Source organism: Cytobacillus spongiae (genome assembly GCF_021390075.1).
On sequence record NZ_CP089997.1, the window covers coordinates 451699 to 476124 of the forward strand.

General features: G+C 38.7%; 26 protein-coding genes. 19 read left to right on the forward strand and 7 right to left on the reverse strand.

All coding sequences use genetic code 11. From position 1 onward, the window contains the following. The first annotated feature begins 2 nt into the window (after window positions 1–2). Together gatB and LS684_RS02410 are read left to right on the forward strand one after the other, a co-directional pair. Window positions 3–1430, forward strand: coding sequence for an Asp-tRNA(Asn)/Glu-tRNA(Gln) amidotransferase subunit GatB (gene gatB / locus LS684_RS02405; protein WP_233809588.1), 1428 nt, complete (start codon window positions 3–5; stop codon window positions 1428–1430). Window positions 1431–1597: 167 nt separating this feature from the next. Then, window positions 1598–1897 carry a hypothetical protein gene (locus LS684_RS02410; protein WP_233809590.1) on the forward strand — a complete coding sequence of 100 codons (300 nt, stop codon included), beginning with the start codon at window positions 1598–1600 and terminating at the stop codon, window positions 1895–1897. Between the two features lie 391 nt (window positions 1898–2288). On the opposite strand, the gene LS684_RS02415 is transcribed toward LS684_RS02410, so the two are convergent. The 5 genes from LS684_RS02415 to putP all read right to left on the reverse strand — a co-directional run bounded on the left by LS684_RS02415 (window position 2289) and on the right by putP (window position 6728). Next, window positions 2289–3002 carry a class I SAM-dependent methyltransferase gene (locus tag LS684_RS02415; RefSeq protein WP_233809592.1) on the reverse strand — a complete coding sequence of 238 codons (714 nt, stop codon included), beginning with the start codon at window positions 3000–3002 and terminating at the stop codon, window positions 2289–2291. Window positions 3003–3034: 32 nt separating this feature from the next. Continuing rightward, complete coding sequence (locus LS684_RS02420; RefSeq protein ID WP_233809594.1) at window positions 3035–3349, reverse strand: metal-sulfur cluster assembly factor; 315 nt, start codon at window positions 3347–3349, stop codon at window positions 3035–3037. A 12-nt stretch (window positions 3350–3361) separates the two neighbouring features. Beyond that, complete coding sequence (locus LS684_RS02425; protein ID WP_233809596.1) at window positions 3362–4591, reverse strand: DUF438 domain-containing protein; 1230 nt, start codon at window positions 4589–4591, stop codon at window positions 3362–3364. Between the two features lie 12 nt (window positions 4592–4603). Beyond that, complete coding sequence (locus tag LS684_RS02430; protein WP_233809598.1) at window positions 4604–4831, reverse strand: DUF1858 domain-containing protein; 228 nt, start codon at window positions 4829–4831, stop codon at window positions 4604–4606. Between the two features lie 418 nt (window positions 4832–5249). After that, on the reverse strand, window positions 5250–6728 hold the full coding sequence (gene putP / locus LS684_RS02435) for a sodium/proline symporter PutP (RefSeq protein ID WP_233809600.1): 1479 nt from the start codon (window positions 6726–6728) through the stop codon (window positions 5250–5252). A gap of 368 nt (window positions 6729–7096) precedes the next feature. Between putP and LS684_RS02440 the strand changes: the two genes are divergently transcribed. After that, on the forward strand, window positions 7097–7585 hold the full coding sequence (locus LS684_RS02440) for an AraC family transcriptional regulator (RefSeq protein WP_233809602.1): 489 nt from the start codon (window positions 7097–7099) through the stop codon (window positions 7583–7585). Window positions 7586–7614: 29 nt separating this feature from the next. Here LS684_RS02440 and plsY read toward each other — a convergent pair whose 3' ends face one another. After that, window positions 7615–8226: a glycerol-3-phosphate 1-O-acyltransferase PlsY gene (plsY, locus tag LS684_RS02445; protein WP_233809603.1), complete on the reverse strand. Its 612-nt coding sequence runs from the start codon at window positions 8224–8226 to the stop codon at window positions 7615–7617. Between the two features lie 145 nt (window positions 8227–8371). Here plsY and LS684_RS02450 point away from each other — a divergent pair, with 145 nt between their 5' ends. From LS684_RS02450 to LS684_RS02495, 10 genes are all read left to right on the forward strand, one after another. Further along, window positions 8372–9154, forward strand: coding sequence for a class I SAM-dependent methyltransferase (locus LS684_RS02450; protein ID WP_233809605.1), 783 nt, complete (start codon window positions 8372–8374; stop codon window positions 9152–9154). A 16-nt stretch (window positions 9155–9170) separates the two neighbouring features. Next, window positions 9171–9713 carry a cysteine hydrolase family protein gene (locus tag LS684_RS02455; protein ID WP_233809607.1) on the forward strand — a complete coding sequence of 181 codons (543 nt, stop codon included), beginning with the start codon at window positions 9171–9173 and terminating at the stop codon, window positions 9711–9713. Between the two features lie 224 nt (window positions 9714–9937). Further along, window positions 9938–10453 (forward strand): sigma-70 family RNA polymerase sigma factor, encoded by a 516-nt coding sequence (locus LS684_RS02460; protein WP_233809609.1) that lies wholly within the window; start codon window positions 9938–9940, stop codon window positions 10451–10453. Further along, window positions 10450–10920 (forward strand): anti-sigma factor family protein, encoded by a 471-nt coding sequence (locus tag LS684_RS02465; RefSeq protein WP_233809611.1) that lies wholly within the window; start codon window positions 10450–10452, stop codon window positions 10918–10920. The genes LS684_RS02460 and LS684_RS02465 overlap by 4 nt, the downstream gene beginning before the upstream one ends. Beyond that, window positions 10917–12005, forward strand: coding sequence for a hypothetical protein (locus LS684_RS02470; RefSeq protein ID WP_233811520.1), 1089 nt, complete (start codon window positions 10917–10919; stop codon window positions 12003–12005). The genes LS684_RS02465 and LS684_RS02470 overlap by 4 nt, the downstream gene beginning before the upstream one ends. Next, window positions 12006–12932, forward strand: coding sequence for a hypothetical protein (locus LS684_RS02475; protein ID WP_233809613.1), 927 nt, complete (start codon window positions 12006–12008; stop codon window positions 12930–12932). A 249-nt stretch (window positions 12933–13181) separates the two neighbouring features. After that, a complete protein-coding gene (locus LS684_RS02480) occupies window positions 13182–14141 on the forward strand; it encodes a diacylglycerol kinase (protein ID WP_233809615.1) in 960 nt (319 codons plus the stop codon). A 191-nt stretch (window positions 14142–14332) separates the two neighbouring features. Further along, entirely contained in the window at window positions 14333–15706 is a 1374-nt protein-coding gene (rlmD, locus tag LS684_RS02485) for a 23S rRNA (uracil(1939)-C(5))-methyltransferase RlmD (RefSeq protein WP_233809617.1), read from the forward strand. A 129-nt stretch (window positions 15707–15835) separates the two neighbouring features. After that, a complete protein-coding gene (locus LS684_RS02490; protein WP_233809619.1) occupies window positions 15836–16195 on the forward strand; it encodes a hypothetical protein in 360 nt (119 codons plus the stop codon). 468 nt (window positions 16196–16663) lie between these two features. After that, window positions 16664–17146: a hypothetical protein gene (locus tag LS684_RS02495; RefSeq protein WP_233809621.1), complete on the forward strand. Its 483-nt coding sequence runs from the start codon at window positions 16664–16666 to the stop codon at window positions 17144–17146. 466 nt (window positions 17147–17612) lie between these two features. Here the strand turns inward: LS684_RS02495 and LS684_RS02500 are convergent, their stop codons facing one another. Further along, the gene (locus tag LS684_RS02500; RefSeq protein WP_233809623.1) at window positions 17613–18386 is read right to left on the reverse strand and encodes a Cof-type HAD-IIB family hydrolase; all 774 of its coding nucleotides are present in this window, start codon (window positions 18384–18386) and stop codon (window positions 17613–17615) included. A 338-nt stretch (window positions 18387–18724) separates the two neighbouring features. Here LS684_RS02500 and LS684_RS02505 point away from each other — a divergent pair, with 338 nt between their 5' ends. From LS684_RS02505 to LS684_RS02530, 6 genes are all read left to right on the forward strand, one after another. Continuing rightward, window positions 18725–19555 (forward strand): MerR family transcriptional regulator, encoded by an 831-nt coding sequence (locus LS684_RS02505; RefSeq protein WP_233809625.1) that lies wholly within the window; start codon window positions 18725–18727, stop codon window positions 19553–19555. Between the two features lie 31 nt (window positions 19556–19586). After that, complete coding sequence (locus tag LS684_RS02510; protein ID WP_233809627.1) at window positions 19587–20144, forward strand: class I SAM-dependent methyltransferase; 558 nt, start codon at window positions 19587–19589, stop codon at window positions 20142–20144. Window positions 20145–20318: 174 nt separating this feature from the next. Then, on the forward strand, window positions 20319–20816 hold the full coding sequence (locus tag LS684_RS02515) for a P-loop nucleotide/nucleoside kinase family protein (RefSeq protein WP_233809629.1): 498 nt from the start codon (window positions 20319–20321) through the stop codon (window positions 20814–20816). A gap of 473 nt (window positions 20817–21289) precedes the next feature. Further along, entirely contained in the window at window positions 21290–21547 is a 258-nt protein-coding gene (locus tag LS684_RS02520; RefSeq protein WP_233809631.1) for a hypothetical protein, read from the forward strand. A 4-nt stretch (window positions 21548–21551) separates the two neighbouring features. Further along, window positions 21552–22217: a TorD/DmsD family molecular chaperone gene (locus LS684_RS02525; protein ID WP_233809633.1), complete on the forward strand. Its 666-nt coding sequence runs from the start codon at window positions 21552–21554 to the stop codon at window positions 22215–22217. A gap of 5 nt (window positions 22218–22222) precedes the next feature. Beyond that, window positions 22223–24418 carry a molybdopterin-dependent oxidoreductase gene (locus tag LS684_RS02530; protein WP_233809635.1) on the forward strand — a complete coding sequence of 732 codons (2196 nt, stop codon included), beginning with the start codon at window positions 22223–22225 and terminating at the stop codon, window positions 24416–24418. The last annotated feature ends 8 nt before the right edge of the window (window positions 24419–24426 follow it).

Here is a 24426-nt window from a genome sequence, read left to right on the forward strand (position 1 = left end):
CAATGAAATATGAACCGGTCATAGGCTTAGAAGTGCATGTTGAATTAAAAACCGACTCAAAAATTTTCTCGAATAGTCCAAACCATTTTGGTGCAGAACCTAATACAAATACGACGGTAATCGATTTAGGATATCCAGGAGTACTTCCTGTTATCAATAAAAAAGTAGTTGAATTTGGCATGAAAGCATCTATGGCGCTCAACTGCCAAATTGCTGACGTGACAAAATTTGATCGAAAAAACTATTTTTATCCAGATAACCCGAAGGCTTATCAAATTTCACAATTTGATAAGCCAATTGGTGAACATGGCTGGATAGAAATTGAAGTGGATGGCTATAAAAAGAAAATAGGTATTACGCGAATTCATTTAGAAGAGGATGCAGGGAAGCTTAACCATGAGAAAGGCTATTCTCTCGTTGATTACAATCGTCAAGGGACACCGCTAATTGAAATTGTATCTGAGCCTGATATTCGTACGCCGAACGAGGCCTATGCCTATTTAGAAAAGCTTAAATCAATTATTCAATACACAGGTGTATCTGATTGTAAAATGGAAGAAGGCTCTCTTCGTTGTGACGCGAACGTGTCTATTCGTCCGGTAGGACAAAAGGAATTTGGTACGAAGACGGAACTGAAAAACTTAAACTCCTTTAACTTTGTGCGAAGAGGTTTGGAATACGAAATTAAGAGGCAAGAAGAAGTTCTAGAAGAAGGTGGAGAAATCCAACAAGAAACACGCCGGTATGATGAATCGACAGGGGCTACTTTACTTATGCGTGTGAAGGAAGGATCTGACGATTATCGTTATTTCCCAGAGCCAGATCTATTGGATATTCATATTGATGCAGAGTGGAAAGAACGAATTCGTCAGGAAATTCCCGAGCTTCCAGATGAACGAAAGAAACGCTATATGGACGTACTTGGTCTACCACTTTATGATGCAGCAGTATTAACGGTAACGAAAGAAATGGCTGACTTCTTTGAAGAGACCGTAAATTCGGGAGCAGAAGCGAAGCAAGCATCCAACTGGATCATGGGAGAAGTTTCAGCTTACTTGAATGCGGAGCAAAAAGAGCTCCAAGAAGTAGCTTTAACTCCAAAGGGATTAGCAGGTATGATCAAACTGATCGAAAACGGAACGATTTCTTCTAAAATAGCGAAGAAGGTTTTCAAAGAACTAATTGAAAATGGTGGAGAAGCAGAGAAAATCGTAAAAGAGAAAGGGCTAGTGCAAATCTCTGATGAAAGTGAACTTAGAAAGTTTGTAACAGAGGCTCTTGATCAGAATCCTCAATCGGTAGAAGACTATAAGAACGGGAAAGAAAAAGCAGTTGGATTCCTTGTTGGTCAAATTATGAAAGCAACCAAAGGGCAAGCAAATCCTTCAGTGTTGAATAAGATTTTATTAGAAGAAATAAAAAAACGATAACGGATGAAGGGTTGATGGGATTACCATCAGCCCTTTTTCGACATATACCCTGATAATTTCCCAGGAAAAGATATGTTTTGACGTTGTATTTCTACAATATTCCATTTATACAGCGATTATTTAAGGAAATAATGTTACTAGAGACTGTTTGGTAGGAGTGAGTAGGAATGACAGATCCAAAGTATCAAGCTCTTGGCTATGGGAGAGAAGCATTTGAAGGACGTGATTATGCGGTTTCGAAATTAGCTGAGGATCAATATGAACTATATGTAAATGAGGATTTTATCGGGTATAAGACGTTGTATCATCAGCTAGATGATCTACGTGATGTCGACGAATTTCTAAAAAGACAGGGGATTGATGATTTCTCAAGTAAGCTTGAAGGAGATCATTATTATATAGATGCAAACGGAGAAAATGCGGAGCGAGTGAAAGAAGTGCTAGAGGTTTACTGTCAAAATCGATAAATCTTAATGTTGTAATAATAAAGATAATGGAATGGAGAAAACGGTGATTTCCACTGCAAGCGTTTGCTTTAAGGGGCGTTCGCCAAGCCTCTTCATTTGCCTATGGGGTCTTGGTTGTAACGCAAATTCCCCAGGAGACAAGCACCTTCCGCTCTAATCACTTAGTTTGTCTTTGTTCAAGGGTTTTTCTTTCAGGTTAGACACTTATTCACCCATTTGAATGATAATTTATAACCATGCGTGTGGGATAATGGTAGTTGATTGATTAAGGGATAAATTTTTCAGCAATTTTCCATCCAGAGTGAGTAGCGTGGTTCCCATCCGCAGAGTAAGTATGCGAGCATCTCAAGAGCCCTTCGCCTTTGAACTGCGGCTGAGGGCTCACTCTCATTCAATAACCTTTCCTTGCAACAGCAATTAGTGCCGGCGAGTTTTCCTTTGAATAGGGACTTCTCTTAAAATCACCGTACAAGGAAATATCCGTAAATCCATCTTCTTGAAGAAGCTTGGTCAGTTCACCCGAGGTCAATGGATAAAGTAAGGTTTTCTCTGAGAAAGATTGACCGTCCATAACCAACGTTCCTGTGAAAGAAATTCTATTGCCCTCCAGTTCATACCCACGATGAAAGCTCAGTTTTTTAGACGGCACTTTGATGGTTGGCAAGGAGTCAATCGTGTCAGTTAATATCCTGTCATAGTTCACGAGTTGCAGAACTAAGGGAGCACCTGAAGGAAGAAGCCCGGCAATTTGGGCAAGGACTTCGCTAATTTCTGAGACATCAGATAGGTGGACTAGCGTGTTTCCTATACAGTAGGCGCCATCAAATGGGGCTGAGAAGAACTCATTTAACTTTCGCATATCCCCGGTGATCACGGAAACATCCTGATTTTTCTCCCTAATTTGTTCGCTCATGCTGTTGTCGTATTCAAGAGCGGCCACATTGTGTCCAAGGCGGACCAACGACACAGCGGCATTCCCGGTTCCCGCACCAATATCAATCAGCGTTTGGCACCCTGCCATTTCTTCAGTCAAAAAATCAATTTGGTCTTTGTTTGCTGGAAAAATATCATCATAATACTTGCTCAACAATCCATAAAAGCTCACAGTGATTCCTCCAAACCGTGTCTGACAGCCGATCAGCCGTGGACACCAAGCGCAATTTTGGCATACCTGGACATATGGTCCTTGGACCAGGGGGGGCTCCAGACGAGGTCAATCTTAATGCTGTTCAGTTCCTTGACTCTCGACTCCAGTCTAATTTGGGATTCGGTCATAATCTCGCCTACCATCGGGCATCCCATTGAGGTCATCGTCATTTTGATGACCGCGTTTTTTTCTTCATCTATGTTCACTTCGTATACAAGCCCGAGATTGACGATATCGATTCCGAGCTCTGGATCTTCTACTTCTTCAAGCACTTCATATATTTTATCGACCAAATCTTTGCTCATTTTTTTCACCTCTTATGATAAAATTCGTTTCTCACCGGTAATTTCTTGGATTGGAGCAATGTTTTGCGTGAATTCAAGCGTACCCATGTATTCGCCGTTGTCGTCGCGTACCGCAAAGTAACGAATGAACACATATTTGTCCTGGAACCTAATCCAGAAATCTTCGCAGTCGCTCTTCCCTGATTTGAAGTCCTTCAGCAGCTGTTCGACGGTATGGACGCTGCGAGGTGGGTGGCAGTTCTGGACGGTACGGCCGATAACTGCCTTGGTCCGTGCGAAGATACGTTCCTTGCCGTGGGAAAAATAGCGAACGACATCCTCTTTGTCAATGAACGTAATGTCCACAGGAAGGTGATTCATCAGCAACTCCAGTTGTTTAAGTGATAAAATTCCAGTTTCCATCCGAATGAAACCATCCGTCATGGCATCCTCGCCTATTTCTTTCCTCTCTGGTTTCCATTCAGCTGCAGGGCCAGTCAAGCAAAAACCAATCTGATCGCTTTCGTGGGCGATTTTAACCCATTCATCCTCCGTCAATGTCTGTAAAGCCATTGGGAATAGTATATTTTCTTCTTTAAAAATCATTTCGCTGACTTCTCTGATGACGTAATTCATCACCTCGCTGACTGCTTGCTTATCTCCGTTATAGTTTGAGAGCTTCCTTTTGGCATCCTTAATGGCGTCGCGGATTCGGTCGTCCACACCCCACATGACCTGGGTCGGTCCGAGGATACCGTATTTTTCAAGGTAAGGAAGGAGGAGATTCTCTTTCCTGCTGTAATGCTTGTCAATATCCAGCAATAGGTTAAGATCCTCTATTAGCTTATATACGTTTTCTTCACTGTCTTCTCTCTCAAACCGTTCAAAATGCAGCTGTACTTTGAAGTTTACAAGCTTATCAATTTCCCTGTTTTCGAGCATGAACGTATGGACAGGGTGTCCCGGCTGCTGTTCAGGCTTCTCGGGGCGATGGATGTCTTCAATGGAACCCTTGAAGATGGCTGCATGGACTGAGCATAAACTTTGGACCTCCTCGACCGGGATGCCCTCTTCCTCCATCAAAGCTTGCTCAAGCTGGGAGATTTCCGCAACAGTGATGCTTCCTACTGCTTCCGCAAATCTGGCTTTGACTTCCTCAACGCTTTTTCCGTTATGCAAGTCCTTGATGATCTCTTTTAGAATGGCTTGCCGTTCAGAAGCCGGAATGTCCTGACGCTCACGGTTATTGATCATTTCACTCATGGTAACTCTCCTTCACTCTTTTATCGTATATCCTGCCTTTTGAAAAGCATCTAAGATTGTTTCCAGCGGAATTCCCTTCATCCTGGAGCCTTTTGGGATGGTCATCACACGCCCTGCTGTTTGTAGCATGCCGGGCTTGGTGATGTTCTCGAATCCGAGTTTCTGCATAAGCGGGAGGATATCGGGATACTGGGTACAGATTTCACATACAGAATGTGTTAAGTCTATGATTTTTTCCATACAGGCCACCTCTTAAAAAACAATGATAATATTTCTCAATCACAATGTACCATAGAGGTCAGGGTGAAATTGTGATGCGTATCACTAGGGAAAAGAAACCTGGGAAAATCTCCACTAGAGTGACGATGTTATGAGTTTAAAAAGAATGAACTAAGTCTGAAAGGACGTACGATTAAAGAACTATTCAAAGGGGTGGCCGCACGACCGGCGTCTTGATAATTAGCGGCATAGTTCTTGCGATAAAGTTATGGAGAGGGTGTATGTCATTCTCAAGGTAAGGCTAGAAGATGATATGACAAAATGAAGGGTGCAGCAGGTTTGGGGGAAATTCGGAGTCATCAAAGAAAGTGTTCCGAATCCAGCGCTTTCGCTTTAATGGAAAGAAAAGACTGTAGACATTGTCTACAGTCTTTTCGGTTTAATCGCCTTTTAATAGACGAACACTTTCATCAAATTCTTTTTCGATTTCTTCATTTTTACGATAAGTAATTAAGCTGACAATAATTGCGATAATAAAGTTTAGGACAAAGCCTGGTACGATTTCGTACATCGTGTCTCCTAATCCAACGTTTTTCCAGATGATAACTGTTAGTGCTCCCGTAATCATCCCGATAACAGCACCCCAGTTCGTCATCTTCTTCCAATATAAGCTTAGGATGATGACTGGACCGAAAGATGCTCCAAATCCTGCCCATGCATATGCGACTAGACTTAAAATCGTGTTGTTTTGTTCCCAAGCTAATACCCCAGCAATAATTGCAACAACTAGTACTGCCATACGGCCGAAGAACACATACTCTTTATCTGTACCGTCTTTGCGTAAAAGTACTTTGTATAAGTCTTCAGTAAGTGCACTTGAAGTAACGATAAGCTGAGAAGAGATTGTGCTCATAATAGCAGCTAAGACTGCAGCTAATAAGAAACCAGCGAATACGGGGTGGAATAAGATTTGCCCTAATTCAATAAAGATAGCTTCGGGATTGTTCAGGGTATATTGTGTGTTCTTCTCAAAGAAAGCAATCCCGATTAAAGCCGTGAAAATAGTTCCGATTAAAGATAGAATCATCCAGCCCATGCCAATCCGACGAGCGCTTTTCGTTTCTTTAACAGATGTGATTGCCATAAAGCGAACGATGATATGTGGCTGTCCGAAATATCCTAATCCCCATGCGGCTGCGGAAATAATTCCAAGTAATGTCGTTCCTTTAAAGAAATCAAGCAGGGCAGGGTCAACCATGCGAACAGTTTCAAATGTTTCCGCAGGACCACCTGTTTGTGTAATAGCTAAAACTGGTACAAGTATGAGAGCAAGAAGCATCATTAACCCTTGAATGAAATCAGTATAACTTACTGCTAAGAATCCACCGAATAATGTGTATGCCACAACAACACCAGAAACGATGAGTAAGCCTGTATGATAATCTAGATCAAACGAGTTCTCAAAGAAGACTGCTCCAGAAACCATTCCGGAAGATACATAAAATGTAAAGAAGATCAAAATAACCATACCAGATACAATACGTAGAAGCTTTGTTTGATCCTTGAAACGGTTTTCTAAGTAGCCTGGAATCGTAATAGAGTCATTTGCTACTTGTGTGTAAGAGCGTAAACGTGGTGCAACAAATAACCAGTTAGCATATGCTCCAATTGTTAATCCAACAGCAATCCAAGCGTCTGCTAAACCGCTTACATAAATTCCCCCAGGTAAGCCCATTAATAACCAACCACTCATATCAGCTGCACCAGCACTTAAGGCTGTAACAGCGGGTCCTAATGAACGACCTCCAAGCATATAGTCCGTTAAATTGCGTGTCTTTCGATAAGAGTACCAACCGATTAATAGCATACCAGCCATATACAAGCCAATCGCCAATATCTGATAAAACTCATTCGACATAAGTTTTCCCCCTTTGCTATCGTGCAAAACTAATTGCAAAAATGTTTTTTATATATGCAATATTCTATCATCAATATGCATCATTTGGCGACATTTTTTTTACTAGTGAATTATAAAAAAATAATAATAAAAAGCTTTACTACAATACTTCACGAAGGGGATAGGGGTTGTCATATTTTGGAGGATATATATAGGGATTTAGCTATATATTTATATTTATGCATTTTTGAAAATGAGGAATATTATATCTTAAATTGATTTGTAGGTAAATTAAAATTTAACAAACAGTACTTGTTTTGTGGCAGGAAATGATGAAAGAAAAATCGAATAGTATATGAATCAGTTTTACAATAGGAGGAATGAAGAGTTTGGAGATTAAGGTCATAGAGTTGCCGGCGTATGAAGTTGCTTATATTAGAAGAACGGGTAGTTATTTTGAGCACCAAGGCCATTGGGATCAATTGCTGAGGTGGGCATTTGAAAATCAATTGTATCCTCCTCAGCAATCATTTATTGGCATTTCGTTAGACAACCCCCAAATGGTTGAAGGGAAAGATTGCCGTCACGATGCATGTGTGACTATTCCAGAAGGTTTTCCAAAGGAACATCATCCAGATAGGCAGTTCAAGAGGTTAGAAGAAGGGTCGTACGCTTTATACAAATTCTATGACAAACCAGAAAAGCTATCATCCGCCTATTCAGAACTATATGAACAATGGCTGCCTAATAGCTTATATATTGCAGATGAGGATAGGGTTCCTCTAGAATTCAATATGAACAATCCCGCTGAGGATCCGGAGGGGAAATGTAAAGTCGATTTGTATATCCCTGTTAGAAAGAACAAAGCACAGCTATAAAGGCTGTGCTTTGTTCATCTTTCGATATTTCACCCTTTTGGGGGTACACGGTCATTCTTAAGGTTTTTATCATTCACTTTTGGTTCTTCTCCGTTTAGGAAATTTCGAATGTTTGTGCGATGTAAGAAAATTAGAAAGAACAAAAATAACGAAAAGATAAGTTCATCCTGGCTACCAGGGATAAATAAAGAGTAGATGAGTAGAGCGACCCCGACAGAGATCGAACCAAGAAATACATACTTTGTTAGATAGATAACGAATAAGAAAGTCAGGTAGGTAAATAAAAACACCCAAGGGTTCGCGATGAGTAGAGCTCCAGCCGTTGTAGCAATGGCTTTCCCTCCTCGAAAGCCAGCAAACACTGGAAAGCAATGACCAATGACAGCTACAAGACCAAGGTAGAGAGGTTCGACGTTCAGTTCAAATAAAAGGGGGAGACTTGCCGCTAAAGCACCTTTCCCTACATCAATCAACAGAACGCCAATAGCAGCTTTCTTTCCAAGTACACGCAATGTATTGGTTGCACCTGGGTTATGACTTCCGTGGTTTCGAATATCAATTTGAAAATACAGTTTCCCGACTAGTAGAGCGGTAGGTATTGACCCAAGTAAATAAGCGCTTACAAAAAATATCCACTCCATTGACATCCTCCATTTAAAAAACAACAAGAGCAGAATGTGAAACAAATTTCGACACTGCTCGTTGAGAATACATTCATTTTACCATATAATGTGAATGGGAATGATATTTGTTTTAATAATCTGAATACTATGGTGGTGAGGGGAAATGGAAAGAGTCGATTTTGGAAAAGTAGTCGCCCACTATAACAAGGCACGTAATGATATCCCTGCAAGTTTATTTGAAAGTCTCTATTATCGAGGGGTCACATTTGAAGGAAAAGTGATGGCGGACATTGGTTGTGGTACCGGTGTTTTAACGAGAAAATTAAAGCTTCGGAAAGCAAAAGTTACTGGCGTTGATTTCTCACATGAACTAATTGAAGAGGCTATTCGATTCAACCAAAAGGGATTGTATGATATTTCTTATATTCATGGGAAAGCAGAGGACACAGGTCTTCCGTCTAACCAGTTGGATATGGTGACTGTGCTTAGGGCATGGCATTGGTTTAATAGCAAGGAAGCTAGTTATGAGATGAAGAGGATCTTAAAGGACAAGGGATTGCTGATTGTAATCGACTCTGGATTTGTACCCCCACATCCTATTGTATCCTCCACTTTTCGAATACTAGAAAACTATGTGGAAATCAAACCAGTCGGAACCAAAGCAGGTTCCAAACAGCGGATTAATGGGTTTCCGGTCGAATGGTTCGAGGACTGGAATTCGGCAGGCTTTAAGTTAAAGGATTTTTATCAGCTTGACTATAAAAGTGAATTTACAGTAAATAGCTGGATGGAGCGAGTTGCTTCGCTTTCTTATATTGCTAGTTTAGGAGAGGCCGAGCGAAATCAAGCGATAGAAGCTGTCTATAATACGTTGAAAACAGAGTTTGGTGAGGCATACGAATTCAATTTAGCCCATAATTGTACCGTTTGTATTTTAAAGAAGTAGAAGGAGGTTCATATAGATGACGAAAGCATTGATTGTAATCGATATTCAACAAGCATTTCTTCACCCTTCTTGGGGTGAACGGAACAATCCACTTGCTGAAGAAAACGGCCAAGCATTGTTGAAAAAGTGGAGGAAATCTAGTTTACCAATCATCCATATTCAACATACATCTGAGAAGAAAGAGTCCTTGTTTTATAGAGGAAGTGAAGGGCATTCTTTCAGGGAGGGCTTTGAACCACTTGAAGGGGAACCTGTTTTTCAAAAATATGTTAATAGTGCATTTATTGGAACGGACTTAAAGGATTATTTGGGAAAGCTTCAAATTAAAGAGCTTGTCATCTTTGGGCTCACTACTCCTCATTGTGTTTCAACCACAGTTCGAATGGCAGGAAACTTCGGATTTCAAGTTGAGCTCGTTGAAGATGCAACCGCCGCTTTCGAACGACAAGGACTAAAGGGAGAACATTATTCAGCTGAGCAAATTCATCAAACAGAGCTTGCTATACTTTCAAATGAATTTGCCACTATTGTTTATACAGATGAACTTTTAAAGAAGTGATTGTAGGAGCGTGCAGCACCAATTAAGGTTCTGCACGCTTTTCTATTGTGCGAATCTTTCTTAGCAACGACTCTGATTCTACTCACTTCTTCACATAACTCATAGAATGAAAAATCTTTTTTTAGTAAAACTGTAGGGGTTTTCCGATGTTTCTTCGTCTATTTCTATGAATCGGTCTAAAGGGGGGGAGAGAGATTCGAGATCATACACTAGTTAGTAAAGTGATGGAAGGCAGTGATCATGCGTTTCGTGTGTTGGTTGAAAAGTACCGAAATGATTTATTTCGTGTTATTTATGCCGTATTGCGAGATCAGAAAGAGGCAGAAGATGCAACACAAGAAGCTTTTATGAAAATCTACACCTCTCTCCCCCAATATGAAAATCAAGGGTTAAAGACGTGGATGACGAGAATTGCCGTGAACCATGCAATTGATGTGAAAAGGAAGCGAGAACGAAGGCGTGAGGAGGTTTCTGATCGTATCACGGCTTTTGAGCTTCCTGCTGAGCAAGAAACGGTGGAATCAGCTATTATCAAAAAAGAGCAGCATGATCTGATAAAAAAACGAATGAACGAGCTACCAACAAATTATCGAGATGTAATCTATGGATTTTATATTGAAGAAAAAAGCTATCAGCAAATGGCAGAGGAGCAACAGGTTCAGGTGAAAACGGTTGAGACGAAGCTTTATCGAGCTAGACATTGGATGAAACAGCATTGGAAGGAGGACGATTTTTCATGACGCATTATTCAGAAGCAGACATGTTGAGATACGTACGGGACGAAATGAATGAACATGAAAGAGAAGAGGTTGAGGATCATCTATATTCATGTGATACGTGTTTATCTTTATACTATGCAGCTATTGAAGGACAAGAAGATCAGCTTCCTACACTATCCAATGATGAGGAATTTACCGAGCTTATTATGTCTCAGGTTGCTGGATGGAAGAGCGATGGAGAAATGAGTCAACAGAAGCAGAGCGGAGAGAGGAAGCCCCTTTATCAATCAGCTATCTTTCATTATGCGGTAGCCGCAGCGATGACCTTGCTTTTAATGACAACAGGAGTTTTTCAGTCGGTCCTACAATATGTGGATACCGTGCAAAATCCTAAAGAGACACGACCCTCATTTACAGAAGAAATGATGAATCATACATTCTCTTGGATGAATTCGATAGAACAAAAAAACAAGGAGGCGAGTAAATAATGAAGAATCCAATTATTGCTTTTCTATTGGCCTTTTTCCCTGGTGGAGGTCTTCTGTATTTAAAAAAGGTGCTCAGAGGATTAGCATATCTTTTTTCTGAAATGATACTAATTGCGCTTACCATTATTTTGGTGGCAAATTGGGCCCATGACATTGCGATGATCTTTGTTATTGCTGGTATTATCCTCTATTTAATTAACATAGTCGATACGGCCATAACAGCTTCGAAGCTCTATCAAAGAGGAGGAGAAGCTCCAAGTCAAGCATACGGAGACGGGACGGAGGAATCGGAGCGATTCTTTACCATTATTCTTTCGTTCATTCCAGGTGTCGGTCATTTTCAGCTCGGGCTCATGAACCGAGGCATGACGCTCTTAGCTAGTTTTTTAGGAGTGGCGATGATGATCTTCTTCGTTTCCTTTTTGACATCAAGAGGAGAGTTTTTAGTTTTTCTTGCCATCTTGCCAGTGATTTGGTTTTACGGCTTCTTTGATGCAATGCAGCATTTAAAGAGAAAGCAAGAAGGAGAGCTGCTAGTTGATCGTACGATTCTAGAGGATTTTGAAACCAAAAGGGAGGATGGGAAAAAGAGCAAATCCATTGCGACCTTTCTATCCATTTTCCCGGGAGCTGGACATCTTTATTTAGGGCTCCAAAAGCGAGGCGTTCAGCTAATGGCTGCTTTTCTATTCTCTATCTATATTTTAGATGTATTGCGTTTAGGAATCTTTCTGTTCCTTATACCAATTATTTGGTTTTATAGCTTTTTCGATGGACTCCAAAAAGCTTCTAAATACAATCATGAAGCATTAGAAGATGCACCAATTATTTCTCAGTTAATTAATCATCAAAAATGGCTTGGTATTGGGCTTGTAGCACTTGGGCTCTATTATCTAACAGTCAATATGTTTCTCCCAGCCCTTTCCCCTGTTTTTAACGACATGTTGAATATCAATCTTACCTATTGGTTTGATCTTTATTTTCAAACTGGGGTTGTTTGTCTTCTTCTAATTGGTGGAGGAATTAAGCTATTAGTTGGAAGCAAGTCTAACAAAATATCCAATGAACAAGAAGGCGGGATGTAAATGAGAACGTGGCGAGTCGGTACTTTTTCAATGGGGGCATCACTCTTATTCCTAGGAATCTATTTATTTTTATCGCAAATCTTTGAATTCGATTTACTTCATGTCATGATGTCGTGGTGGCCCATCATATTAGTCGTGTTAGGAATTGAAATATTAGCTTTCTTGTTTTTATCTAAATCGGAAAAGCCTTTGTTAAGATACGATATTCTTAGTATTCTATTCGTTAGTGTGATTGGAACAATCGGGATAGGATTTGCAATTTTACAATCGATTGGTCTAACAGACAAGGTAGAAGAAGTATTAAACAGAGAGCAAAGATCCTTTGAACTCCCAGGTTTTGAGATGCCTGTTGATAGAAATGTAAAGAAAATTGTAATACAGACAAACAGGTATCCGATTACGATTGAAGGGACAACCGAACAAGAGGTTTCAATGTTTGGGGTCTACGAAGCGGTCACAGGAAAAAAAGAGAAGCTACTGGAAGAATGGAAAGACTATATGGTAGCAGAGAAAAAGGGCGATACGATCTATCTTCAATTAAAAGGAATGCCATCGAATTCATATGGAATGTTTAGCGAGCAAACCGAGTTAACAGCCACCATACTTATACCCACTCATGTGGCATTAGAAGTGGATGCTTTCCACAATTCGCTTACGATAAAGCCCCGTTCGATTCGTAATGATTGGAATATCGACCGAGCATCAGATCTTACGCTAATGCTCGACGGTGATAGTGATGTGAACGTTGCTGCCGTCGGGGTTGATTTTTTTGAAGGTCAAGAAATGGATGGGACAATAGACAATGAGGAAGGAAGCCCCTCTGATTCACAGAAAGTTTCTAGTCAACCTAGAGACCTACTGATCGGCAAAGGCACTCATCAGCTTTCGATCTCAAATACTTCAAGTGTTCGTTATACGATTAAATAAAGGCTAGCAATGTAAGGTCTAGTGGCATGAATGAGTGAGAATAAATGGAAAAAGAGGCTTATCTAGAAAATTCTAGTGAAGCCTCTTGTTTATTTTGTATGAAAACGAGTAATATATATAGATGTTCTAGTAAGGAATTTTCGGCATTTGAAAACTAGAAAAAATTGCAAGGCTTTATGGTTTTCATATATGATGTTAAATGATGGAATATTTTTGAGAATCTATTTTTTATAATTAGGATGATGGGGTATGAAACGAGCAAGAATCATTTATAATCCAACTTCAGGGCGTGAAATTTTCAAAAAGCACCTTCCAGAAGTACTGCAAAAGTTGGAGCAAGCGGGGTACGAGACTTCATGTCATGCGACAACAGGGGCTGGTGATGCCACGGAAGCTGCTAGAGTGGCAGTAGAACGTCGGTTTGACTTGGTCATTGCAGCTGGAGGCGACGGGACGATTAATGAGGTAGTAAACGGAATAGCGGAGCAAGATTACAGACCGAAGCTAGGAATCATTCCTGTGGGTACGACGAATGATTTCGCACGCGCTTTACACATTCCACGTGATATTCCTGGGGCTGTAGACATTATTGTCAAAGGGGATCGAATCCCTGTAGATATTGGACGGATTAATGATCGATATTTTATTAACATTGCCGGTGGCGGTCGTTTAACAGAATTGACATATGAAGTTCCAAGCAAGCTGAAAACAATGATAGGTCAGCTCGCCTATTATTTAAAAGGGATTGAAATGCTCCCATCCATTCGAGCAACGGAAGTGTCGATTGAATATGATGGAAAGTTATTTGAAGGGGAAGCCATGCTATTCTTAGTGGGTCTTACAAACTCAGTAGGTGGCTTTGAAAAGCTAGCGCCAGATTCTTCAATTAACGACGGGCTCTTTTCCCTTTTAATATTGAAGAAAACCAACCTGGCTGATTTCATCCGAGTAGCAACGCTTGCTGTTCGAGGAGAACACATCCACGATTCAAATGTCATCTATACTCAAGCAAGCAGAATTAAGGTGACGTCTAATGAAAAAGTACAGCTGAACCTTGATGGAGAATTCGGTGGGCTGCTGCCAGCTGAATTTGTCAGCCTTTATCGTCACCTAGAAGTCTATGTACCGCTTGAACAAATTCGTAAAGAAGACCGACCAGAGGACTGGGAGGCTTCGAACGACGAACATGAAGAACAGCTCGCTCAGTAATGGGTGGGCTGTTTTTCTATGGGCAATACTTATTAAACGTGTTTCAATCTTAATAATAAAATCATGTGTGGAAAAGCTTAGTTAGAGCAGGTTTTTGAAATTAATCAAACGTTTGATTAATTTCTGCGTGAAAGGGTTTTATGTTACAATGCATTCAGAATAAGAAGCCATTTTAGTAAAGGAAGAAGATAATGAGCAAAAAAATACCCGTGCAAAAAAACGATTATATAGAAGTTGATTTTCAAGACTTAACCCATGATGGAGCCGGGGTGGCAAAGGTAGATGGCTACCCAATTTTTGTACCAGGAGGGCTACCTGGTGAAAAAGCGACTATCAAGGTCATTAAAGTGAATAAAGGTTATGGCTTTGGCCGGTTAATGGAGATTGTCGAAAGAAGTGAATTCCGTGTGGATATTAAAGCGGAAGATGCTCCTAAATATGGCGGCTGCCAGCTAGAACATGTTAGCTATGAAGGACAGCTAAAATATAAGGAAAACCAAGTGAAACAGGTGTTGACGCGAATAGGGAAGCTTGAGGATGTGAAGGTTCATCCAATCATCGGTATGGAAAATCCTTGGCATTACCGTAATAAAGCGCAGGTTCCGGTTGGTGAAAAGGATGGACAGTTGATTTCAGGATTTTTCAAACCGAGAAGTCACGAAATTGTGGATACCAACGAAAATGTACTCCATATTCATGAAATCAATGAAGCGGTGCAAGCGGTAAAGGAAATTGCCCGTGAGCTCAGAATTAAGCCATATGATGAAGACTCACATAAAGGAGTACTTCGCCACATTATGGCGAGATATGGACGTCAAACAGAAGAACTAATGGTCGTCATTGTAACGCGAACAAAAGAGATTCCCCATCAAGCAAAATTGATTGCAGAAATCACCGCAAGGCTTCCAAAGGTGAAATCCATCGTTCAAAACGTAAACTCGAAAAAAACGAATGTGATCATGGGGGATCAAACTGACGTACTTTGGGGCAATGAAGTTATTTATGACTTTATCGGTGATGTTCAGTTTGCCATCTCTGCACGCTCCTTCTACCAAGTGAACCCTGAACAGACAAAGGTTCTCTATGAAAAAGCACTCGAATATGCAAATTTGAGCGGAGATGAATCGGTCATAGACGCTTACTGCGGAATCGGTACGATCTCTTTATTTTTAGCACAAAAAGCAAAGAACGTATTCGGTGTCGAAATAGTAGCAGAGGCCATTGAAGACGCGAAGAAAAACGCTAGCTTAAATAACATTACAAACGCAGAATTTGCAGTGGGAGAAGCGGAAACAGTCATTCCAGCCTGGTACAAAGAAGGAAACAGCGCTGACGTCCTAGTCGTCGACCCGCCTCGAAAAGGCTGTGATGAAGCTTTACTAAATACCATCATCGAAATGAAACCAAAAAAAGTTGTGTACGTATCATGTAACCCTGCCACACTTGCACGAGATTTGCGGATACTAGAAGACGGAGGCTATCAAACACTAGAAGTCCAACCAGTGGATATGTTCCCGCAGACGACGCATGTGGAGACAGTAGTATTGATTACGAGGGTAAATTAACGAGTGTGTGAAAAGCCTAGTAATACTAGGCTTTTTGAGATTTGTGAGAAAAAATCCGATGTGTTAAAATTACAAAAATATTCTGAGGATGAGAAGTAAGAGACAAATAAATTTGGAAAGGGGCAGTATATGGAATATTATTCACAAAAAGAACTTGATGATGCGTTACAACACGTATCTTCTACGATTATCAAGTGCGAAAAGATGAAATTAAAATTTGAAGAGGGTACATCACAGCATTCTCTTTTAAAGAACAGAATTAAGGCATTGTATATCTCAAAGGATTTAATAGGAAATGATTACGATATAGGGCAATATTCTAAATTGGATTTAGAAAAAGCATTACCGCCAGTGGTTTCAATTATTAACAAAACAGAAAAAGCACGAAGTAAATATACTGAAGGAACTGTCCAATTTAAACGATTAACCCCTATTATAAGAACTATGTACATTGCCAAGGATTTTATAGAAAATGAACTATCAAAGTGAGCTTAGTAAATTCTTTAAGATTGAAAATATGAATAGTAATTTTTCGGTTTGAACGAAAGGGGAAATGCTAATCTTACTCCTGAATTAATATCCTACAAAGAAGAATTTGATTTTCTTCTTAAAAGATGGGCGAGTTAGAATGGGAGTTTGTTACAATATATTATGGGCAGAAAGCTGTTCTTAGATCGGAAATCGAGATATTTGAAGATCAAATTGAAAGCTATAGATACAATATTTGGATATTAGTGACAGTAATTATTAAAATTATCACCATTTTCTAAAAAATGAACTACAAAAAAACACAACTACATCAATGTACCTGCGATCACTACTCAAGCCTTGTGGAGTGCTGTGCGTTGCTCGAAAGAAGGTAGATATAATTCCGAGAATCTTTAAAAGTCTCGGACTTCCTTCTTTGAATTCAAAGCTCTATTATGAGAGTACTTAATTTTGATGGGAGTGGGACAAATGGAAAATGAGCAAAGAGATATAGCATTAAAAACACTAAACTATTTATGCAATGGATCACAAATTGAAGGTTTGAATTTCTATGGCATTAGACTTCTTCTTTCTGAAAGTGAAAATAATTCACAGAGAATAGATGGACAAATCTCTATAAATATTGAAAGTGAATTTGAAATATTTGATGCAATGCCTGAAAACACTCCACTTCTCCATGAGTTGCCTGACCTTAACTGGATTGATTCTGCGAAAAAACTGTGTGAATTACGTCTGAAAAAAATAGTTGATATCAAATTAGGTGAAGAACAGCCAAATCTCTACCTAGTATTTGATTCTGGTGAAGTTCTTTTTATCAATGGACATCATGAAGAATATGAAAGTTGGCAAGTAGGAGTTCATAATCATACAAATCCTAGCGATGTTTTTGAAGTGATTGCTTGTCCTGGTGATCATATCGTTACATGGGTTCCAGATGATATAGTTGAATAGAATATATTGATTATCTGCAACCTTAAATACTTTTTGTGAAAAGCAGTTGTATTTAATGGAAACTAATCATGTACATTGTTTACAAATTGACTTTTATAGAGTCATGGTAAAAACCATTAGATATTCGTAATAATTTCAATATATTCAGCCTCGTATTAAAACCATGACATACATCGACATAAGATAGAAGTTATTAACCAGGCGAATAAAATTAAGAATGATTTCAACTAGGGTAAACGAAACCAGCATCGGGACAACTATCTAATTTTTCACAGTGTATAATTATTAATTATAGTGCACGGTAGCACAAGAAATGTAATTAGGTAAATATAGAATTACACGATCACATCTGCCGGCCTTCTCAAAATATGTGAAATGAGAGTATATAATCCTAAGGTGCCAGCACCAAGTACGCTAAATCATCCCTGTACCAGGGGTAGACACCAGCAATATATAATGATTTAAATTAGATTAGTTTAAACTGTTTTAATGCAAATGCAATGCCATCTTCACTGGATTTTTTTGTAACAAAATCAGCTGCTTTTTTTAATTTTTCGCTTCCATTGCCCATCGCGATACCGAGCCCCACTGATTCCAACATGTCTATATCATTTTCACCATCTCCAAAAGCGATAGCTTCCGAGCTCTTAATAGAGAAATACTCTAAGACTTTCTTAATCGCTAACGACTTTGATACATCTTCTTGAAGTACGTTTAAGACATATGGATGCCATCTTCTAAAAGATAAATGGGGGAATCTATTAATATACATTTCAGCTATTTCGTCGTCAGCAAATAAACATAATAAGAATACCTCTTGTTGATGAATCATTTCATTGATTGGCGGATAATCATTTAACGATAGTGTTTCCTTTAATGCTTTAAGAATCTCAGGATTAGTAACCCCATTCATACAAAACTCTTCAGAATAAAATGAAAGCGCATGGTTTTCATTTTGTGCAAACATACTAACTTCCTCTAATACTCTTTTGGCCATTGGGATCTTATGAATGACTTCATTGTGATGCTTTACATAGCCTCCATTTGCCGTAATGAACGTATCAATCCCCAATTCTCTCATTTCTTCACACATAGATAATGGTCTTCCAGTTGCAACAACGAGTTTATAGCCTTTGTTTTTTAATTCTTTTATAGCATGTTTCGTTTGTTTAGAGATGGTACCATCTGCATGGTTTGTAATGGTTCCATCCATATCAAAAAATACGATCTTATAGCTCATACGATTCCTTTCTATGGGTACCAAGATGATTGGTGATTTGTTTGAAAATATAAAAAAATCTATCATTCACTTTAAATGTTTATCTGGATAAGGGCAACATAAATGTGTAAATTTGTAATCGTTCATCTAGGATTGGGTACCCAAGTATACGAATAAAAACCACTGGATTCTAGTTCTTATCCAGTGATTTTTATTTCTAATGACTTTTTGTGCATAATCAATTGACTGTGGGGTTACAACATACCATATAACTAAGATGTGAACATGAAGGACCTAAGTATAAGATGTTTCCAAAGTGCAATATATTCGTCGAGAAAAATTAAGGGTGTGTGAAGTTGGTGAGAAAAAGTCTATTAAAAAATGAAGTAGCAAAAATGTTTAATACGACAAAAGAAACTCTGAGGCATTATGAGAATTTGAATCTAATTAAGCCCGAGGTGACTAATAATAATTATAAATATTATGGAAACGAAGAACTAATGATTTTGCAGAAAATCTTATTTCTAAGAAATATGGATATGCAGCTGGAAGATATTGAAAAGGTTATCAATCATACTGAAAATAGTGAAGATAACATAAAGCTAATGAAAATGCATTACGATAATCTACAAAAAAAATTGCAGAGTATGCAAGAAATTTATGAAAAGGTCGGACAATTGATTACTCTTATGGAAAACAGACAAAATGTTTTTGAAACTTTTCAAATCAGAACGTTCAATGAAAGATATTTTTATCACTTTCCATATCATAGCTTAGAGGTGGCTAAGTCTCCGAAGCTTTTTTATGATCGGTTTAAACCAATAGTAGAAACAGGTATTTATTCAGAAAAGCCATTCTGCCTTATCTTTCCGTATGAAGAACTTAATAAAAACGAAAACTTGGGTTGGAAACATTGTATTGAAATAAATAAGGATCAATTTAAAGAAGATGAACATATTATAGCGTTACCAAAAGGAGAATATCTCTGTATTTATTATTTATTTAATAAAGGAAATTGGTCAAAAACCAATGATATAAGAAAACACATAGATACATTTTTAAAGGACAACCAAATATCTATTAAGAATGCAGACATTCTAGAAATTGAACATCAAGAGTTTTCGATTGTGTGTGAAGAAGGCCAGAGTGTATATGAACTACAAATACCTATTGATAGAAAGGGACACTAGAAGACTCATTATAAATGGAGGAAAGAACGAAATGACAAAACCAATCTACGATAAATATTATAAAAAAAAAAAGTACTTTGGAGAGCCTTATCCAGGATTAGTAGAGTTTTTCAAGGATTATGAACCAAAGGGATACGTTCTAGACTTAGGATGTGGGCAAGGAAGAGATTCATTATTATTAGGAAGATTAGGATATAAAGTGAAAGGAGTAGATATTTCTCAAGTTGGTCTAGATCAAATGAATCAGATAGTCTTGGATGAAGGATTAGATGTTACATCAGAGGTGGAAGATGTCTATTCATTTCCAATCTTAGCTGAGTATGATTTGGTGCTCCTCGATTCCATGCTGCATTTCTATCAAGGCGATATAAAGAAGGAAACTGATTTTATTAAACGTGTAGCTTCTGAATTAAAAATAGGAGGAGTATTGTGCAATTTCATGGTTAAAGGACCAAATAGAGAAAAGCATATTAAGGATACTCTAGTAGGGATGGGGATTGATTGGGAGGTTCTACGTGATCAATATACAGATTATCCAGCGTTCAATACATCCTATCATATGTACATTCTTAAGAAGAAATCAAACTAAGCTACCTGCCTTCCGGTACAATTAAGTTTCGCTGTACAGGGAGCAGGAGTTTTTTGTTTAAAGAATCATTCGAACCATTCTAGAATTTACTGTGCATTTTACGATGATGATCCACAATAATAAAATAATAATACGTTGGCTCAAAACTAAAATATACCGAGGAGGTCAAAAAACATGAAACAATCAGGGACGCTGTACTTTTTTTGTGGAAAAATGGGGGCAGGAAAATCAACTAGATCAAAACAATGGGCGATAGATAAACATGCGGTGTTGTTATCTGAGGATGAATGGCTTGAATCTCTGTACCCCCATCAGATCACAACGTTCGAGGATTATCTCAAATTCTCAGGGCAGATCAAGCCTTTGGTGAAAAAGCATGTTCAAAGCATATTACGTGTCGGTACAAATGTAGTGATGGATTTTCCAGCTAACACTCAGAAACTTCGAAAGTGGTTTTTGGATATGGCGTCTGAAGTCAATGCAGACCATCAACTTATTTTCCTTAATGTAAAAAATGAGCAATGCTTACGTCAAATTGCCCAAAGGCGAAAAGAGCAACCTGAAAGAGCAGCTTTTGACACGGAAGCGGTGTTTCAGCATGTATCTAAATTCTTTGAAGCTCCAGAGGCATCTGAGGAGTTAAATATAGTTGAAGTTCGTGGTCAGGAATAAAAAGGGAATGACTCAAGGTTAAAGGATCAGAATTAGCATTCGTTTGCAAATGATCATTAACCTTTTTAAATAAGCTTTTTCATTCTTCCAAAATCGATGATACCACGCTTCGTTGGTCGTAGTTTAATATAGTTTCTATTAAAAGGTGCCATCCTCAAGCAGCAATAGCCACTTGAGAATGACACCTTTTGGTTTATTTATAAAAACTTACATTCTGCATGTACAGATGTTGGTTTTTTCTTGATTCGTGTCAAAAGTGTGTCCCTAAGTATTCTAGATAATTCCAATTTGTGATTTTATTGCTTTTAAAAGAATTTTGTGAAACACAGTAATATCAAGGTTTTAAAAGGCTTTTTTTGAGCTTGTGTAATTTTCTACATTAAATTTGCATGATTTATGTTTGGATTTACAATCTCGTATTCTTTTCACGTTTGTTAAATTAAATGTAGAAGTAGAAAAAGGAGGCACTTTATATGAAGAGATTGAGTATTTTGTTCATTTGCAGTATCAGTATTTTTCTTTTTCTAACTGGTTGTTCTAAGAATCAATCGGTGGATCAACCTTCCCTTAAAAGCGGAATATTGGATGAAGAGTATGTTGGAGATGCGCATATCGTCTTGGAACAGAATTATAGACAAACCGAACAAGAAGCTAAGCTACAAGCTGAGGTACTAAAAAAATTGAGAGAAGCTTTACCATTTGAAAGTGATGGTCTTGGAGGACATTATTAAGTGAATGAGAGTACCAAAAGGTGGTGGCAAAATGGATGTTCTAGCTAGAGGCAAAGAAGAAGTAGAAACACTTACTCATAAACTAACCATTTATCATTTTTTACAAAAATTCTATGCAGGGGAATTGAATAAGATTTCTGGAGCATTATGGAAGCAATTATCAGGTTTAATAAATGATGAAGCTTCATACTTCTCAAATGAAAAAATGAGACAAGGGATAGAGAACTTTTCCCTACTTGAAGAAAATGACGTTGAAGAGATTGAATTTGACTATAATCGATTGTTTGTTGGCCCGAACCGGCTAGAGGTTTCCCCATATGAGTCTACGTATCGGAATACGGAAAGAGCCATCATGCAAGGCGAAACATTAGCCGTGAGAAGGTTTTACGAACGTGCAGGATTGGTTGTGAATCAGAAAAATATTGAACCTGATGACCATCTGGCCATTGAATTAGAATTTATTTGTTACTTATTAGAGAACAGCCTAGAAGATGAAGAGAACTATGTGTTGTACGAGTATTTTTTGAAAAAACATTTATTTCAGTGGGTGGAAGTGCATTGTGAATTAATAAGAGAAAAAGCCAAAAATAAATTGTTACTGGGAATTTCTTATCTATTGCAAGGATTGATGGAAATAGAACGAGAACAACTGAATGTAAGAAGGAGGTAGGAGTAATGAATGATTTTACGAGAAGAACTTTCTTAAAAGGGTCTGCGGCTCTTGGTGCTATGTTAGGTGTAGGATCAACTTCTAGTTTTAAAAAAGTTCAACCAACTACAGCTCATGCTGCTGGAAAAACAAAGCAAGTGTTTAATTCGTGCCCACGAAATTGTTATGATACGTGTTCAATTGTAACAACGGTAGAAGATGGAACAATCAAATATATTACAGGAAATAAACATAATACGTACACAAATGGGCGTTTGTGTGTGAAAGGCTTCACATACCCTAACTATGTTTATTCTCCTGATCGAATAAAATACCCGATGAAGCAAAAAAAACGAGGGTCAGGCAAATGGGAGCGAATTTCATGGGATGAAGCATATGAAATCATCGCGAAAAAAATTATTGAAATTAAACAAAAACATGGGAGCACGTTACCAATTGCATTGAATAAGTATTCAGGAAACTTTAATGTACTATCCTATGGTGTCGAAGGGATGATGGCGAGCTGGGGATATACGACAAGGGCTCAAGGAACGCCATGTTGGCCAGCGGGGATTGATTCACAAACGTTCGATTTTGGAACGATATTAAATTCGGATCCAGAAGAAATGGGGAAGGCTAAGTACCTAATCATATGGGGAGCAAATCCTGCATGGACTTCCGTTCATTCAATGAGCATCATTCAGAAAGCAAAAGAGAACGGGACAAAAGTGGTTGTAATTGACCCGATTATGACAGATACAGCAGCAAAAGCAGACGAATATATCGAAATTAAGGCATCTACGGACGGTGCGTTAGCACTTGGGATGGCTAAATACATTTTAGATCACCATTTACATGATCTAGAATGGATGAAGAAAAATTCAATTGGCTATGAAGAGTATTTAAACTATCTCCGAAATAACATTACATTGGAATGGGCTTCCGAAAAGACGGGAGTACCTGTTGGTGTAATCGAACGACTTGCTCGTGAATATGCTGCTGCGAAACCTGCTTCAATCTGGATTGGGTATGGAATGCAACGACACATCAATGGAGGTGCAGCTGTACGCTCGATTGATGCTTTAGCTGCCATGTCTGGAAATATTGGAGTGGTTGGCGGTGGAGCTAACTATGCCCAATTAGATAGCTGGGGCTTTAACTATGCAGCTCAAGTGGCAGGTGTTTACCCTGAAGGAAGTGCCGGTGAAGCCGACCGAATGGTCAATATTAATAACTTTCCAGCACAAGTATTAGACATCAATAATGACCCTAATCAGGTGCCAATTGAAATGCTTTGGGTTGCATGCCGTAATCCAATTGCTCAAGATCCAGAAACTTCTGTTTCGTATAAAGCCTTTGATTCAATCGACTTTATTGTAACTGCTGACCTTTGGTTTAACGAAACTGTGAATCAATCAGATATCGTACTTCCAGTTACTTCAATATTTGAAACTTGGGGATTACACTCGAGCTACTGGCATTATTGGATGAACATTAATGAACCAGCAATAGACCCACTATATGAGTCTAAATGTGATGTCGAGATTGCAATGGGTATATCAAAGAAATTAAATGAATTACAGCCTGGTTCAAGTACGTATCCAACAGATCGGACGATGGAAGAATGGGTAAGCATGGAGATGTCCGATGCATTTATTGAAAGATTTGGGTTTAAGACATGGAAGGATATTTTAGAAAAAGGAACTGCTAAAGTAACTGGCTACGAGGCTGCTTGGGCAGATGGGAAATTCAGAACCCCATCTACAAAATATGAATTCTTATCAAAAAAGAGTGCTTCTTATGGAAATCATGCACTTCCAGTATATGTGGAAGAGATGGAGGTACCGAAAGAAAGACCGATTCGCTTATTATCACCACACTGGAAATACGGCCTTCATTCGCAATTCCAAAACTTAGCTTGGATGCAATCCGTTCATAACGAACCTTTCATGGAAATCCATCCGATATTGGCAAAACAAAAAGGAATTAAAGAAGGTTCGATTGTAAAAGTGTCAAGTGATATCGGTTTTGTAGAAATAAAAGCAAAGCTAACCCAGTCCGTTCCGAAAGATGCAATCGTTATTTATGAAGCTTGGTACAAGGACAAGGAATTTAATGTGAACTACTTGTTGAAAGCAATCCCTGCAGATATGGGCTCTTGTGCTACAGGTCAAGCGGGTCTTGCTTTCCATGATCAGTTTGTCACAATTGAAAAAATGTAAGGGGGTAC